This window comes from Halpernia frigidisoli (genome assembly GCF_900113805.1).
GTDB classification, from domain to species: domain Bacteria; phylum Bacteroidota; class Bacteroidia; order Flavobacteriales; family Weeksellaceae; genus Halpernia; species Halpernia frigidisoli.
On the sequence record NZ_FOQT01000002.1, the window covers coordinates 487,038 to 501,475 of the forward strand.

The 14,438-nt window shown below is 32.4% G+C and carries 16 protein-coding genes; 9 read left to right on the plus strand and 7 right to left on the minus strand.

Annotated elements, in window-relative coordinates; genetic code table 11:
- Window positions 1–86: 86 nt before the first annotated feature.
- The 7 genes from BM238_RS07355 to BM238_RS07385 form a co-directional block, all read right to left on the minus strand.
- Entirely contained in the window at window positions 87–872 is a 786-nt protein-coding gene (locus BM238_RS07355) for an aminotransferase class IV (RefSeq protein WP_090079545.1), read from the minus strand.
- A gap of 60 nt (window positions 873–932) precedes the next feature.
- Window positions 933–1,319: an START-like domain-containing protein gene (locus BM238_RS07360; protein ID WP_090079546.1), complete on the minus strand. Its 387-nt coding sequence runs from the start codon at window positions 1,317–1,319 to the stop codon at window positions 933–935.
- A gap of 123 nt (window positions 1,320–1,442) precedes the next feature.
- Window positions 1,443–1,982, minus strand: coding sequence for a hypothetical protein (locus BM238_RS07365; RefSeq protein ID WP_090079547.1), 540 nt, complete (start codon window positions 1,980–1,982; stop codon window positions 1,443–1,445).
- A 4-nt stretch (window positions 1,983–1,986) separates the two neighbouring features.
- Window positions 1,987–2,991 (minus strand): LuxE/PaaK family acyltransferase, encoded by a 1,005-nt coding sequence (locus tag BM238_RS07370; RefSeq protein WP_090079548.1) that lies wholly within the window; start codon window positions 2,989–2,991, stop codon window positions 1,987–1,989.
- Window positions 2,988–3,464 (minus strand): hypothetical protein, encoded by a 477-nt coding sequence (locus BM238_RS07375; RefSeq protein WP_090079549.1) that lies wholly within the window; start codon window positions 3,462–3,464, stop codon window positions 2,988–2,990. The genes BM238_RS07370 and BM238_RS07375 overlap by 4 nt, the downstream gene beginning before the upstream one ends.
- Entirely contained in the window at window positions 3,464–4,234 is a 771-nt protein-coding gene (locus BM238_RS07380) for a UDP-2,3-diacylglucosamine diphosphatase (RefSeq protein WP_090079550.1), read from the minus strand. Before BM238_RS07380 ends, BM238_RS07375 begins: the two co-directional genes overlap by 1 nt.
- Window positions 4,235–4,365: 131 nt before the next feature.
- Window positions 4,366–4,812 (minus strand): 6-pyruvoyl trahydropterin synthase family protein, encoded by a 447-nt coding sequence (locus tag BM238_RS07385; protein ID WP_090079551.1) that lies wholly within the window; start codon window positions 4,810–4,812, stop codon window positions 4,366–4,368.
- 281 nt (window positions 4,813–5,093) lie between these two features.
- On the opposite strand from BM238_RS07385, the gene BM238_RS07390 reads away from it, so the two are divergent.
- The 9 genes from BM238_RS07390 to BM238_RS07430 all read left to right on the plus strand — a co-directional run bounded on the left by BM238_RS07390 (window position 5,094) and on the right by BM238_RS07430 (window position 14,028).
- Entirely contained in the window at window positions 5,094–5,678 is a 585-nt protein-coding gene (locus tag BM238_RS07390) for a ComF family protein (protein WP_233741934.1), read from the plus strand.
- 52 nt (window positions 5,679–5,730) lie between these two features.
- Window positions 5,731–6,378 carry a DUF4290 domain-containing protein gene (locus BM238_RS07395; RefSeq protein ID WP_090079553.1) on the plus strand — a complete coding sequence of 216 codons (648 nt, stop codon included), beginning with the start codon at window positions 5,731–5,733 and terminating at the stop codon, window positions 6,376–6,378.
- Window positions 6,378–7,685, plus strand: a complete 1,308-nt coding sequence (gene murA / locus BM238_RS07400; RefSeq protein WP_090079554.1) for a UDP-N-acetylglucosamine 1-carboxyvinyltransferase — start codon at window positions 6,378–6,380, stop codon at window positions 7,683–7,685. Before BM238_RS07395 ends, murA begins: the two co-directional genes overlap by 1 nt.
- 323 nt (window positions 7,686–8,008) lie before the next feature.
- Complete coding sequence (locus BM238_RS07405; RefSeq protein WP_090079555.1) at window positions 8,009–8,614, plus strand: molybdenum cofactor guanylyltransferase; 606 nt, start codon at window positions 8,009–8,011, stop codon at window positions 8,612–8,614.
- Complete coding sequence (fdhD, locus tag BM238_RS07410) at window positions 8,598–9,443, plus strand: formate dehydrogenase accessory sulfurtransferase FdhD (protein ID WP_090079556.1); 846 nt, start codon at window positions 8,598–8,600, stop codon at window positions 9,441–9,443. Before BM238_RS07405 ends, fdhD begins: the two co-directional genes overlap by 17 nt.
- Window positions 9,433–9,804 (plus strand): DUF7009 family protein, encoded by a 372-nt coding sequence (locus BM238_RS07415; protein ID WP_090079557.1) that lies wholly within the window; start codon window positions 9,433–9,435, stop codon window positions 9,802–9,804. The genes fdhD and BM238_RS07415 overlap by 11 nt, the downstream gene beginning before the upstream one ends.
- A gap of 32 nt (window positions 9,805–9,836) precedes the next feature.
- Window positions 9,837–12,149: an FdhF/YdeP family oxidoreductase gene (locus BM238_RS07420; protein WP_090079558.1), complete on the plus strand. Its 2,313-nt coding sequence runs from the start codon at window positions 9,837–9,839 to the stop codon at window positions 12,147–12,149.
- A gap of 353 nt (window positions 12,150–12,502) precedes the next feature.
- Window positions 12,503–13,102, plus strand: coding sequence for a P-loop NTPase family protein (locus BM238_RS07425; protein WP_090079559.1), 600 nt, complete (start codon window positions 12,503–12,505; stop codon window positions 13,100–13,102).
- Window positions 13,099–14,028, plus strand: coding sequence for a hypothetical protein (locus BM238_RS07430; RefSeq protein WP_090079560.1), 930 nt, complete (start codon window positions 13,099–13,101; stop codon window positions 14,026–14,028). Before BM238_RS07425 ends, BM238_RS07430 begins: the two co-directional genes overlap by 4 nt.
- The last annotated feature ends 410 nt before the right edge of the window (window positions 14,029–14,438 follow it).

A 14,438-nucleotide genomic window follows, 5' to 3' on the forward strand; every position in this document is an offset into this window, starting at 1 on the left:
AAATATTCAGAATTTATTTCGAAAATATTTAACTCATAAAACTCGGTAAAAAACTATTAAACTGGTTGTTTCCCGGGTTTGTCAATTTAAACCAAGCTTAATTTCCAGTTGTTGAGCAATTCTGAAAACCTTTTATTTTCAAAATTTCTATTTCGGATTTTGTCAACAGAAAAAATTCCTTTTGCTTCCGAAATTATTAAAATTTCTTCAGATTTTTGAGATTCGAAAGCCATCATTTCTACCTCTTCAATTTTTAAAGTATTGCTTTTATGCAAATAGGTGACAAATGCTTCCATCAAAGGCGAAATATAAGCGCCTTCAGTTTGCTTCGGAATTTTAACAGAATTTTCAGAAAGAAATAATAAATTTCCAAAAATACTTCTTGCGATTCTCTTTTGCGGATTAAGAAAAATAACATCGTCTAAATCATTTTCTTTCGCATAAATTTCGCCATAAATATTTTCCGGTGAATTTGTATAAATATTGCTAAATAAATTATTATTAACGTTTATTTCTTTAATTAAATCTATCTCAATATTTTTTTCAATATTTAAAATATCCTGTTTGGCTATAAATTCAAAATAATGAGAAACACCAGATTTTGCTAAATTTTCATTGTCAGAATTCCGATAAACCATCATTCTAATAATTCCTTCCTGAGAATCATTATCAATAAAATCATATTGAAAAATATTTTGAAAATATTCTAAAGTATAATCTGCCGGAATATTCATCCGCATTTTTCGCATGGAAGACATTAAGAAAAAATAGCATTCTTCCTCTAAAAAAAGCGCGCCATTTCTCACATAAAAAGACACCCAAACCGCATCACCAAATAAAAAGGCTCTGTTTTGCAAGTCAGAAATACTCATTAAAAATAATTTAAAATTGATATAAAAAAAGAAAGTGATAAAAAATTACCACTTTTAAACTTATGAAGCGCCTAATTTCAGGCGAAGATTTTCAATTAGATTTTCCCAATATAATTTATTTTCTTCCCGATCGTCTTCTTCACAAAAATCTGTAATATTTAAAGATAAATCATCTGTGATTTCGTCTATAGTAATAACCAATTCAAAGTAATATTTTGTTCCTTCATCTTCTTCCCAACGAAAACGTACGAAACTCTCTGGTTTATAACGTATTAGAGTGGCCCTTTCTTCGCCACCACCTTCCCAGGTGAAATAAAAATCGTCTCCTCTTTCGTCTACTTCATCTGCGAACCATTCAGAAAGCCCTTCCGCACTCGCCATATATTCATACAAAATCTCTGAAAGGCAGTGCATTGTATATTCATATTGCACTTTTACTTTGGTCATACTCGTCCTATTAATTGCCCGCAATATATAAATTAAATTTAGATTTAAAAAAAAATTGCCTAAAATTCAAAGTATTTTTTAGTGAGATTTCGCAGGTTTTAAAAAAGTGATTTTGAAAATGATTTATGACTTATCTAAAAAGTGATTTTTAAAAATAAGTTCTTCTTTTTTTCCCTTTAATTGAAATTTTTTGAATAAAAGATTTCGCGCTAATATTCTGCTAAATGCTTCTTTATCAATCATTTTCCAATAAGAATCTTTGTGAATTTCTTTTGGTTTTCGAATTTCAAAAAACTCAGTTTCCCAGGAATCTGGATTGTGATAAAACTCTATAATGCCGCAGTGCAAAGGAATATTTTCAATATCGACCATTCCCATTGGCAGTAAAAAACTAAAATTATTACAAACATAATCGCCACAACTGATTTTATCGTGCTTTAGAAATTTCTCACCCGTTTTTTCATTGGTGTAAGATTTCTTAAAATCATTTTTAAAATCTGCTTTTGATAATTTTATTTCAATTTCATGACTAAAACCTTCTTTGTCAATTATTAAAATATCGGCTTCCCAATCCGTGTGAAAGTGATTTGATAAAATTAAATGATGTTCAAAATCACATTTTTGAGAAATGTAAGCGTGTGTTAATTCTTCTACTTTGATCATTTTTTTAACTAACTAATAAACTACAACCACGAATATCTGAATGGTCAATTCTTCCCAAAACCTGAAATTGAAGATTATTTTCCGCTTTATTTTCAATTAATTTTCCCAAATCCTGTGTCGCAATAAAACTACAAGTATGAAGATTTGCCAGATCAATAATGTTTAAAGCACCGGTTTTTCCTGCAATTTCATAAGAAAATGGATCTTCTACATTTCTTATCAAAATCCGCATCCAATTTGGGCAATTATAAGTGTTATTTCCCAAAGAATAGGCCTGAGAAAGCAATTCTGTCATAGAATATTCGGAATAAATTTTTTCTGTTTTAAAACCATTTTGCAGGATTTTCAATAATTCATCTTTGGTGATTTCTTGTTTTCTTCCTTTCATTCCGCCAGTTTCAATGATTGTTAATTGCTTTGAAACTTCAATTTTCTGTTCGGAACTTTCTATAAAATCAAGAAAATCTAATAACGCAAACGAAACGCCGAATAAAATCACTTTCTTGTTTTCATTAGACAATTTTTTAAGCAAATCAAACAATTCCTGGTGGTTGTAAAGAAAATAGCCGTTTTCTGGTTTTCCTGATTTTTTCATCAGAAAATCAACCATATATATTAAGGACGAATGTTCGTTTTCTGAATAGTTTGGTAAAAGTCCTAGAAAAATGTAATCTTCAGTTTTTCCAATAAATTGCTCGAAACTTTTAACAATACTTTCTTGATATAAATTTTCATCAGCAATATAATTTTTAGAGCGCGTTTGCAAAGTCGTGCCAGAACTTTGAAAATAAAGATCCGCAGTTTTATTTTTATCTAAAATATGGTGATTTTTAAACATTTCAATTGGCAGAAATGGAATTTTTTCAACCTCATCAACTGTTGAAATATCAATGTTTAAAAAATCTACGAATTTTTGGTAAACTTCTACGTTTTCATATTGATAACGGAAAATTTCCAGGCATTTTTGCTGGAATTCTGATTCGGTTTCTATGTTAAAAATATCTTTCAATTTTGGTTAAATCCTTTTTTATTTAAAATTCTTTTTACTTCATCGTATTTTAAAAAATAATCATCTAACGACTCCCCTTCAAATCCAGTCATAGAAATTGATGATGTTTTATTTAAATTTTGTTTATTATATAACATATAAAGATTAATCAAGACTCTTTTTTCATTTGTGAATTTTACAAATTTTTTTCCTATTTTAAAATCTTGAATATTTTCCCAAGGTAAAAAAGAGGATTTAATTAAACCTTTAATTTTAATTCCTTTTTCCGTGACTTGCCAATAAGAAGAATTTGGGAAAACAATTTGTATTAAAGAAATTATTGTACCCAATCCAAAGAAAATTACGCAACACAAACCAATAGATCCTCTATTCTCAAAAATAAAAAAACAAGAAATTAAAAATGTTAAACTAATTATAAAAGTGGAATACACTTTTATTTTACTTGGATAGAAAATGATTGGAACTTCTTCCATTATTTTTTTAAACTTTTCAATTCAAAACCTTCACCATCAAATTCACCATAAGTGAAATAAGAAATCCAGTCGCCAAGATTGATGTATTTTGCTCTTCCATTTTCTAAATCTAAAACCATCGGCAAATGGCGGTGTCCGTAAATAAAGAAATCAATTTTTTCAGTTTTTAGTTTTTCTTTGGAATAAATAATTAAAAATTCTTTGTCTTCGCCTAAAAACGACTTGTCTTCATCGCCAGAGATTAATTTATTTTTAGTGGAAAGATAAATGGCCATTTTCATAGCAATATCTGGATGCAACCATTTGAAAAACCATTGTGCAAAAGGATTTGTAAAGATTTTTTTCATCCTTTTATAACCTTTATCGCCGGGACCAAGTCCGTCGCCATGCGCTAAAAGAAAGTTTTTGCCGTTGATTTCAAAATATTGTTTTTCAAAGAAAATAGCGGCACCGATTTCTTGTTCGAGGTAATCTTTCATCCAAAGATCATGGTTTCCGACGAAGAAATAAATGTCAATTCCCGCATCTTTTATCTCGGCCAATTTTCCCAAAACACGCACAAAACCTTTTGGAATAACGTGTTTCCATTCATGCCAAAAATCAAAAAGATCGCCCATTAAAAATAAAACCTGTGCGTCTTTTTTAATCTCGTCGAGCCATAAAATGAATTTAGTTTCTCGAATCTTACTTTCAGCAGGATTTGGCGCACCAAAATGCTGATCGGAAGCGAAGTAGATTTTTTTATTTTTCTGTAAATCGATTTTTATCATTGGTGAATTTTAACCATAAAAGGAACAAAAGTTTTAAGAATTTTAAAGTTTATGTTTTTGCTTTTTAAAGTGAAAATAAGAAAATTTTACAGTATTTAATTTTCAAATTACCTCATCAACAAATTTTCAAATTAAATTTGGTCTTCTGCAAACCATTCGCCGTAAGAATTTTCAGTTTCATTTAACTTTAAATAAGCCAATTGAATTTCTGAAGGTAAATTATTTTTAATTTTTGAGGCGATTTCGTAAAGCATATTTTCGCAAGTCGGTTGAAAATCGCAATAAATAACTTTATGACCGTCTTTTTCTAAAGTTTCGCCTAAAATTTTGTGTGGCGAATTACCATTTAACATCACCGCATGATCCCATTCATTAACGATCTGAGAGTTTACGATCGCTTTTAAATCACCAAAGTCCATCACCATTCCATTTTTAGTATCGTCTAAATTATTGATGGGATTTCCTTTAACAGTCACAAAAAGTTTGTAGGAATGTCCGTGCATATTTTTGCATTTTCCGTCGTAATTGTAAAGGACGTGCGCTGTTTCAAAAGTGAAAATTTTAGTAATCCTGATCATTTTGCAAAGATAAGTGAAATTTTAAACTGAGTGCGTTTTGCGTGAGCGATAGTAGTGAAAATCCTTTTTTGCTGTAGCAAAGCGGAAGTAGAAAAGATTGCAACGGATAGCGCGGTTTTTTTGAAGGGGCAATTGCGGTGGCGAAAAACATGCCCTCAATATTATAAGGCAAATTAGATTTTTTGTTTTAAATTTATTTAAAAGTTTATAATTTGTTTACAGATTTCTTTTTCCCAGATCGGTGTTTGAATTGCAATACGATTATTGCGGCAAATGTTTTTGTGTGTGAAATCTGCATTAGCCAGATAAAATTTACAACAGATTCTTTTGAAAGTGAAAATATCGTCAAAGAGAAATGTAAAAGTTTATTTCCCGTAGAAAATGCTTTTGCTTTGATGGAATTTCAAAAAGAAGGTCTTTCCAGAGAATTAATGCATAATTTAAAATATAAAGGCCGGGAAAATATCGGAAATTTATTTGCAGAATGGACCATTGAACGTTTGCATTTTAAAGAAAAACCAGATTTAATAATCACAGTTCCGCTTCACAAAAGGAAACAGAAAAAACGCGGATACAACCAACTTCAACTTTACGCTGACAATATTTCTAAACATTACGCCATTTCTTACGACAAAGATATAATGCGCAGAAATTTTCACACTAAAGCACAAGCACTGAAAGTTTTCTCAAAACGTGTGGTTACTAAAAATTTATTTTCATTAAATAAATCGATTTCCGGGAAACATGTTTTGTTAATAGACGATGTTTTTACCACGGGAAACACGATGAGCACGATGGCTTGGGAAATTTTAAAAAATAAAAATAATAAAATAAGTGTTTTAGTAATGGCGAATGACGAAGGTTAAAAACTCATTTTCAGAATTAAAATTTAGCATCCAAATTAGTATATTTGCATTTATGGAATATAATACAGACAGAACACACCTAAATATGCCAGAATATGGCAGAATTATACAGATTTTAGTAGAAAGATGCAAAACACTTGCGACGAAAGAGGAAAGAAATGAAATGGCAAATGCGATCGTTGATTTTATGGGGCAAAGAAACCCGCAACTTCGCGATGAAGAAAATTACAAACACAAATTGTGGGATCATCTTTTTATATTGGCAAGTTTTGACTTAGATGTAGATTCACCTTATCCGATTACGAGCCAGGAAGAACTTCACACGCCACCAAAAAGAATGGATTACCCGAAGCTACAGGGTGATTTTAAATTTTATGGTAAAAGTATATTAACCTTAATCGAAAAAGCAATAGAATTAGAACCCGGCGAAGAAAAAGAGGCTTTAATAGAAGTGATTGCAAATAATATGAAGAAATCATACAATGTTTACAATAAAGAGCACGTTCATGATGATGTTATTTTTAGACATTTAAAAGAACTTTCTGAAAACCGTTTGGACTTGACCAACATTGAAAGTTTAGATAAAAGCAAAATTTACTACGCCACAAACAAGAATAACAGCAATAATAAAAACAGAAATTACACCAATAACAACCAGAATAAAAGACGTAGTTTCAATCCAAAAAATAACAGAAACTAATGACAGGAGCGTTTGAAATAAGAGGTGGGAAACAATTACATGGTGAAATAACGCCACAAGGCGCAAAAAATGAAGCCTTACAAATTCTTTGTGCAGTTTTATTGACAGATGAAGAAGTTAGGATAAAAAACATTCCCGATATTCAGGACGTAAACCGTCTGATAGAAATTTTAGGTGATTTTGGGGTAAAAGTAACAAAAAACGGTTCTGGAGATTATTCATTTAAAGCCAACGAAATTAATTTCGATTACATAAAATCACCTGAATTTAAAAAAGACGGCGCAAAACTGCGTGGTTCGATCATGATTTTAGGTCCGATGTTAGCCAGATTTGGTGAAGCTTATATGCCAACTCCAGGTGGTGATAAAATCGGAAGACGTAGATTAGACACGCATTTCCAGGGATTTGTAGAACTGGGCGCAGAATTTCATTACGATGAAAACGACTATTTCTATACTTTAAAAGCCAAAGAACTTCGTGGTAAATTTATTTTATTAGAAGAAGCATCCGTTACAGGAACAGCAAACATTGTGATGGCCGCAGTTTTAGCCAAAGGTGAAACTAAAATTTACAACGCTGCCTGCGAACCTTATTTGCAGCAACTTTGCAAAATGCTCAACAGAATGGGCGCAAAAATTTCCGGAATTGGTTCAAACTTATTGACCATTGAAGGCGTCAATCATTTGGGCGGTACAGAGCACACGATGCTTCCGGATATGGTCGAAATCGGTTCGTGGATCGGACTTGCGGCGATGACAAAATCTGCAATCACCATTAAAAATGTTAATTACGACGAACTTGGCGTCATTCCAAACACATTCAGGAAATTAGGAATAACTTTAGAAAGAAGTGGAGAAGATATTTTCGTTCCCGCACAGGAACATTATAAAATTCAGAAATTTATTGACGGCTCTATTTTAACCATCTCAGATGCGCCGTGGCCGGGTTTTACGCCAGATTTGCTGTCGATTATTTTAGTCGTTGCAACTCAGGCAAAAGGAACTTTGCTCGTTCATCAAAAAATGTTTGAATCCCGTTTATTTTTCGTCGATAAACTCATTGATATGGGCGCGCAGATCATTTTGTGTGATCCGCACAGAGCAACAGTTGTCGGCTTAAATCACGAATCGCCTTTGCGCGGAACTTCTATGGTTTCGCCCGATATTCGTGCAGGAAATGCCCTTTTGATCGCAGCACTTTCTGCAGAAGGAAAATCTACCATTCATAATATTGAACAGATCGACCGTGGTTATGAAAACATAGACGGACGATTGAAAGCCTTAGGCGCGAACATCGTTAGGATTTAATATTTTAATTAGAAGCAAGAAGATTTTAGTTTCTCTGAAGATTATTCCCGCTTTCCACTATATCTTTTTCGTCATTGCGAGCGAAGTGAAGCAATCTGTTGAACTTTTACACACTCGCAATAACGAAAAAGGATGCCGTTCCAATCGGGGCTACAAAGTCCAGGTATTTTTTTTGTTCGAAATTTTAAAATCTTTGTAGGAACTTGCCTCTGGCGCGTTCAAAAACAAAAAATAACACATAGATTTCTGTAAAATTAAGAGAGAATTTAAATTGATTCTAAAGATTTTTATTTAAATTTAGAAACCTTAATGTAATCTTTCCAATGTTCACAATAAAAAAAGATCTGATCGGAATTGTTCTCTGCGGCGGCGAAAGCAAACGCATGAAAACCGACAAAGCATTATTGGAATATCACGATGACGCTCAGTGGAAAATTGTATCGAAAATGTTGATTCCTTTTTGCAAAGAAGTCGTAATTTCAATCAATGAAAACCAATGGAAAAACTGGGCAAAAAATGAAGAAGGAAAGTTTATAATTGACGCTGAAAAGTATAAAAACCACGGACCGATTTCCGGTGTTTTGAGCGTAATCGAAAAATATTCAAATTCAGGATTTTTCATTGTGGCAACAGATTTTCCTTTATTAAAAAGTGAAAATTTAAAACAATTATTTAATGAAAGATCTGAAGATTTTCAGACCATTTGTTTTGAAAATGACGGATTTTTACAGCCACTAATTTCAATTATAGAAAAGGAAAGTATTATAAAATTACAGGAATTTTTTGTTAAAGGAAATGATTCTTTACGTTATTTTTTAGAGGAAATTAAAACTAGAAGAATAAAAATTGACGGTGAAAATTTTCTTAAAAACATCAACACAGAAGAGGCGTTTTTAGATTTAAAAAATAAAAATGATCAAAGAATTTAAAATAAATAAAGTCGTCGGTTTTGGAAAAGAAAATTTTTCAAAAAACGACAATTTAGCCATTGAAGAACCTCTTGAAATCTCATTGAAAATTGCCTCAAAAACAGGAATTCATCCACTTTCTGTTACGATGAGAACGCCGGGAAATGACAGAGATTTAGCGATTGGTTTTTTATTTACAGAAGGAATTATAAATCAAAAATCCAATCTTTCCGGCAAAATTTCGGCGCAGGTTGAAGAAAATAAATTGATTGTCGAATTTTCTTCAGAATTTAATCCAGATCTTCAAAAATTAAAAAGAAATTTTTACACTACGAGCAGTTGTGGCGTTTGCGGTAAAGAAAGCATTGAAGCCATAAAACAGGTTTGCAAAATCCCAATTTTAAAACCGGAAACTTCAGTAAAAATGGAAACCCTTTTTTCATTGACAGAAAAATTGTTGAACGTCCAAAAAACTTTTGAATCAACTGGTGGAATTCATGCTTCGGCTCTTTTTGACCTGGAAGGAAATTTGATAAATTATCGTGAAGACGTTGGCCGACATAATGCTTTAGATAAATTAATTGGTTCAGAACTTTTAAAATATGAAAACGAAGATTTTTCCTTAAAAAACAGAATTGTCCTTTTAAGCGGAAGAGCAAGTTTTGAATTGATACAAAAATGTGCAATGGCAGGAGTTCCGATCATTTGCGCGATTGGCGCACCAAGTTCGCTTGCCGTAGAAACTGCAGAAAATTTCGGAATAACTTTGGTCGGATTTTTAAAAAATGGAAATGCCAATATTTATTGTGGTGCAGACAAATTAGATTTAAACTTAGAAAATGAAAATTAGAATAAAAGGAAACAGCATCAGATTGCGCTTGACAAAAACCGACGTAAAAAACCTGAAAAATTTTGGCAAAATTGAAGAAAAAACAGTTTTCAACGATACCAATATTTTTGAATATACTTTGGAAATTGACGACAATATCTCTGAAATTTCAGCGAGATTTGATCAAAATAAAATAAACGTTTTCTTATCTAAGAAGAATGCTAAAACATTAACTGAAACCAACGAGATCACAGTTCAGGGAAATCAGGAAAATGGAACAGAAAAAGGACTTTTACTTCTGATAGAGAAAGATCTGGAATGCCTTGATTCTACGACTGAAGACCAAAGCGACATGTTTAAAAACACGAAAACAGTTTGCTAATTAATTTGTAATTTACCTAAAAACTCACCGCAATGTCCGAAAATAAAAGCCATCACAATCCAAACGCAGAAAATCCTGCAACTTTTACCGATCTAAAATTATCAGAACCAGAAACTTACGCTGCAGGAAAAGAAGCCGTTTTGGTCTCTGCGGAACATATTTTAAAGGCGATGAATCCAGTTCGCGGATTTAAAGCATTAAATCAATTGAATGCTTACGACGGTTTTGACTGTCCAAGTTGTGCTTGGCCAGATCCGGATGATGATCGAAGCGCAGTTGCAGAATATTGCGAAAATGGTGCAAAAGCAATTTCAGAAGAAGCGACCACAAAAGTAATTTGGGAAGATTTTTTTGCTCTGCACTCTGTTGAACAATTGTCGAAATTAGATGATTATCACATCGGCAAAAGCGGAAGAATTGGTCGACCGATGTATCTTCCGGAAAACGGGACGCATTACGAACCAATTTCCTGGGAAAATGCCTTCAAAATAATCGCCGAAAAATTAAACGGTTTAAATTCGCCAGACGAAGCAATTTTTTACAATAGTGGTCGTACAAGTAATGAAGCAGCGTTTCTTTATCAACTTTTTATAAGAGAATTTGGGACAAATAATATGGCAGATTGTAATAATTTATGCCATAGAAGTAGTGCGATCGCGCTTGAAGATACCGTCGGGATTGGAAAAGGTTCTACAACTTTACAAGATCTTTACGAAGCCGAAGCGATAATTATTATAGGACAAAATCCTGGAACAAACCATCCAAGAATGCTTTCTGCATTGAAAAAAGCACGAGAAAATGATGCTTTAATTATTGCTGTAAATCCATTAAAAGAGGCTGGTTTGCAAAATTTCACCGATCCACAATCTATTGCGGGAATTTTAGGTCGGGAAGTTACGATCTCTAATTACTACCTTCAAATCAGAGTTAATGGCGATATGGCTTTGATGCAAGCTATCGCAAAATTTTGGTTCCAATTTGAAGATGAAAATCCAGGACAAGTTTTAGATCAAAAATTTATTACGGAAGAAACAGCAGGATTCGAAGCCTTTAAAAAACATATTATAGAGCAGGATCTTGACATTTTATCTAAAAAATGCGGTATTCCTTTGGATAAGATAAAAGAAATAGCAGAGAAATTAAAATTTAAAAATAAAATTGTGATCTGCTGGGCGATGGGTTTAACGCAGCATAAAAATTCAATAAACACGATCAAAGAAGCGGTTAATCTACTTTTAATGAAAGGCAGCATCGGAAAACCCGGCGCCGGAACTTTTCCTGTTCGCGGTCACAGCAACGTTCAGGGTAATACGACGATGGGTATCAATGAAAAAACCGAAGATTGGCTCCTAGAAAATATCGAAAAAGTTTACGGTTTTGTGCCACCCAAAAAAGACGGTTTTGACGCGGTAGATTCCATTACTGCGATGCACAAAGGCGATGGAAAAATATTTTTTGGCTTGGGCGGTAATTTTTTAAGCGCCACGTCAGACACCAAATACACTGCGAAAGCGCTTCAGAATTGTGAATTGACAGTGCATGTTTCAACAAAACTTAACAGAAGCCATTTAGTAACCGGTAAAGAAGCACTCATTTTACCAACTTACGGCAGAAGTGATATTGTTCTTGAAAATGGTAAACCGCAATTTATTTCCACAGAAAATTCAACGGGCGTTATACAAAACAGCAAGGGAAATCTTGAACCGGTTAGTAAACAATTGCTGAGTGAAACCGCTATAGTTTGTCAAATGGCACTCGAAGTTTTAGGTGACAAAACAAAAGTAAACTGGAAATCTTATAATGAAAATTACGATTTAATTCGCGACGATATTGAAAAAGTGATTCCGGGTTTTGATAATTATAACGAAAGAGTGCGACTGAAAGCAGGATTTTATTTGCCGAATGCAGCCCGCGAAGGTAAATTTAACACTGAAAATTCAAAAGCCAATTTTAGCGTTTCTGTTGCCGATACTTTAGAAGTGAAAGAAAATGAGTTGATCATGATCACCATCCGAAGTCACGACCAGTTTAACACCACTATTTATGGCATGAATGACCGTTACCGCGGAATCAAAGATGAAAGACGCGTTATTTTTATGAATGAAAAAGACATGGCAAAACGCGGACTTAAAAAACTGGACGTTGTCGATCTATTCAATTATTACGGCAATGTGGAACGTGTTGCCAGAAAATTTTTGGTAATTCCCTACTCTATTCCCGAGGAATGTTGCGCCACATATTTCCCCGAAACTAATGTTTTGGTACCCATAAATTCAGTGGGTGATGGAAGTAATACGCCGACGAGTAAATCTGTGATTATTGAGGTGAAAAAATCCGTTGATTAAAGCAACTATTTGAAAATCATATAAATAAATAATAAGATTTCTTTTTAGAAGCAACAAGATTTTCGCTTCTTTGAAGATTGTACCCGCTTTCCATTACAATCTTTTTTGCGCTCGCTTTCGCTCGCGCAAAAAAGGATTTCCATTTCAATCGGGGCTAGAAGTTCTTTTATTTTTATTGCCCGACTAGAAGAAGAGTAATTTCTTGAATTATGGTTTTTACAATTTTATCGAATTCCTTTTTCTATATTTGGTTGGATATAAAGTATTTCGATATTCATAAAAACCATCACGTATTTGCGTGGTTATATATAGTTTTGCCATACATATATAAAATTTGGCAGTAATTAAAAAAAATGACAGAACTTAAAATAGATAATGAAGATGATTTTTTAAAGCTTGCTTGTGAATTAGGCAGGCCAATATCTTCAAGAATTAATGGAAGTTTGATTGATAATTTGATTCCATTAAAAAAAGAAAATGCTCATAAACAATCTTTATCTGCAAATTTTGGTACTAGTGATTTTCCTTATCATACTGATGGTGCATATTTTAAAATTCCACCAAAATTTATCTTATTAAGATACACTAATGGAATTTCAAAGCCAACACCAACAATATTATGTAATTTACAAAACATAAATTCTTTTGATAAACAAATACTAAAACATTCCGTTTGGAAAGTTAAATCAAAAGATTCATCATTTTATTCATCAATATTATCAGAGGATGAAAAAATTTTTAGATTTGATAATTGTATAATGCAACCTATTGATATGAAAAATGATAACTCTACACATTTAGAAAAATTGATTTCCTCACTGCCTAAAAAAATAATAAATTGGGAAATTAATAAAACAGTAATTATTGATAATTGGAAATATTTACATACAAGACCAGAGGTTAAAGACAATGAAATTGATTTTAGAAACATTCAAAGAATTATGATACAATGAGTTTTGATAGCGCTTGGACTTACGAAAAATTATGGTTAAAAGCTAAAGTTTATATAAGCAAAGCACTTTCAGAAGACAGAGAAAGTGAAATGTTTCCTTTTTTTTCAGCAATTGCACTTGAATTTATTGCAAGAGCAACTTTAGCAAAAGTTCATCCTGTTTTACTAGCTGACCCAAGAGAAGGAGAAAATATCCTTTATGTTTTTGGCTTCCAAAAAAAGCCATTATATATTCCTATTTCTGTTCCAACCAAAACAGTTTTAGAAAGATGTGAAGTGATTGTTCCAAATTTTACAGAAAATGAAAAAACATTTTGTAAAGAAATAACTATCAAGCGAAATGAAGAACTTCATAGTGGAAATTTAGGATTCGATAATTTCCCCACAAAAATATGGCTTTCAAAATACTATAAAACTTTAAAAATATTATTAGAATTTCAAGAAAAAACACTGTTGGATTTTTTAGGAAGTGATGAAGCAGATGCAGCTGAAGAAATGATTGCCGAGAGAGAAGCAAATCTCGAAAAAACTATAAAAGATAGGATTTCAAGACACAAAAAGAGTTTCAAGGCCCTTTCTATTGAAATACAAACTGAAAAAATTTCAAATTCAGAAAGAGACAAATGGTTTGGAAGTCGAGTATATAGAAAAGATGAGATTTGTCCTTCTTGTGGAAATAATGGTATATTAACAGGTAAACTAATTTCGATTTCAGAAGGTAAAGCAAGTGATTCTGATATTACCCAAAACTTAAATATTTTACCAACCTATTTTATTTGTTTATGTTGTGATTTGCAACTTACAAACCACCAAGAATTAGACTCAATTGAACTTGGTGGCCAATATAAAATTGAGGAAATATTTGACCCAAGAGAATATTTTGAAATTGAAAATATTGAACCAGATTTTGACTATGGAAATGACTAAAATAACTATTGCCAACAGCGGTTTTGCGAGATTGCGAAATATGTGAAAAATTCAAGTTTTTCTTTCGCAAGAAATTTTATCTTAACAGAATAATCTCTGTTCCGAAGTTCACCCCGCTGACGCGAGCGTCTCGCTCGTGCCTTAAAAAAAAGTTAAAAAAAAAGATTGGACACGAGCGAGACGCTCGCGCAAGCAAATGCAAATATTTCACTTTATTTTTAACATACTTTTCGTCCCTTCGAAAAAAAACAATAAACCTTCTTTTTAGCCCGGATTGGACGAAAATCCTTTTTTGTTATTGCGATTATAAAAATGTTCAACGGATTGCTTCGTACCTCGCAATGACAAAAAAGATTGTAGGGAAAGCCGGACTTAATTTCAAACAAAAAAAAACTTTTTCTTGCTTCTAA

What these genes read in the sequence shown, in the direction of transcription:
- BM238_RS07355 (WP_090079545.1), bottom strand. Translation starts at nt 872, where the DNA reads ATGAGTATTTCTGACTTGCAAAACAGAGCCTTTTTATTTGGTGATGCG.
- BM238_RS07360 (WP_090079546.1), bottom strand. Translation starts at nt 1,319, where the DNA reads ATGACCAAAGTAAAAGTGCAATATGAATATACAATGCACTGCCTTTCA.
- BM238_RS07365 (WP_090079547.1), bottom strand. Translation starts at nt 1,982, where the DNA reads ATGATCAAAGTAGAAGAATTAACACACGCTTACATTTCTCAAAAATGT.
- BM238_RS07375 (WP_090079549.1), bottom strand. Translation starts at nt 3,464, where the DNA reads ATGGAAGAAGTTCCAATCATTTTCTATCCAAGTAAAATAAAAGTGTAT.
- BM238_RS07380 (WP_090079550.1), bottom strand. Translation starts at nt 4,234, where the DNA reads ATGATAAAAATCGATTTACAGAAAAATAAAAAAATCTACTTCGCTTCC.
- BM238_RS07385 (WP_090079551.1), bottom strand. Translation starts at nt 4,812, where the DNA reads ATGATCAGGATTACTAAAATTTTCACTTTTGAAACAGCGCACGTCCTT.
- BM238_RS07395 (WP_090079553.1), top strand. Translation starts at nt 5,731, where the DNA reads ATGGAATATAATACAGACAGAACACACCTAAATATGCCAGAATATGGC.
- murA (WP_090079554.1), top strand. Translation starts at nt 6,378, where the DNA reads ATGACAGGAGCGTTTGAAATAAGAGGTGGGAAACAATTACATGGTGAA.
- BM238_RS07405 (WP_090079555.1), top strand. Translation starts at nt 8,009, where the DNA reads ATGTTCACAATAAAAAAAGATCTGATCGGAATTGTTCTCTGCGGCGGC.
- fdhD (WP_090079556.1), top strand. Translation starts at nt 8,598, where the DNA reads ATGATCAAAGAATTTAAAATAAATAAAGTCGTCGGTTTTGGAAAAGAA.
- BM238_RS07415 (WP_090079557.1), top strand. Translation starts at nt 9,433, where the DNA reads ATGAAAATTAGAATAAAAGGAAACAGCATCAGATTGCGCTTGACAAAA.
- BM238_RS07420 (WP_090079558.1), top strand. Translation starts at nt 9,837, where the DNA reads ATGTCCGAAAATAAAAGCCATCACAATCCAAACGCAGAAAATCCTGCA.
- BM238_RS07425 (WP_090079559.1), top strand. Translation starts at nt 12,503, where the DNA reads ATGACAGAACTTAAAATAGATAATGAAGATGATTTTTTAAAGCTTGCT.
- BM238_RS07430 (WP_090079560.1), top strand. Translation starts at nt 13,099, where the DNA reads ATGAGTTTTGATAGCGCTTGGACTTACGAAAAATTATGGTTAAAAGCT.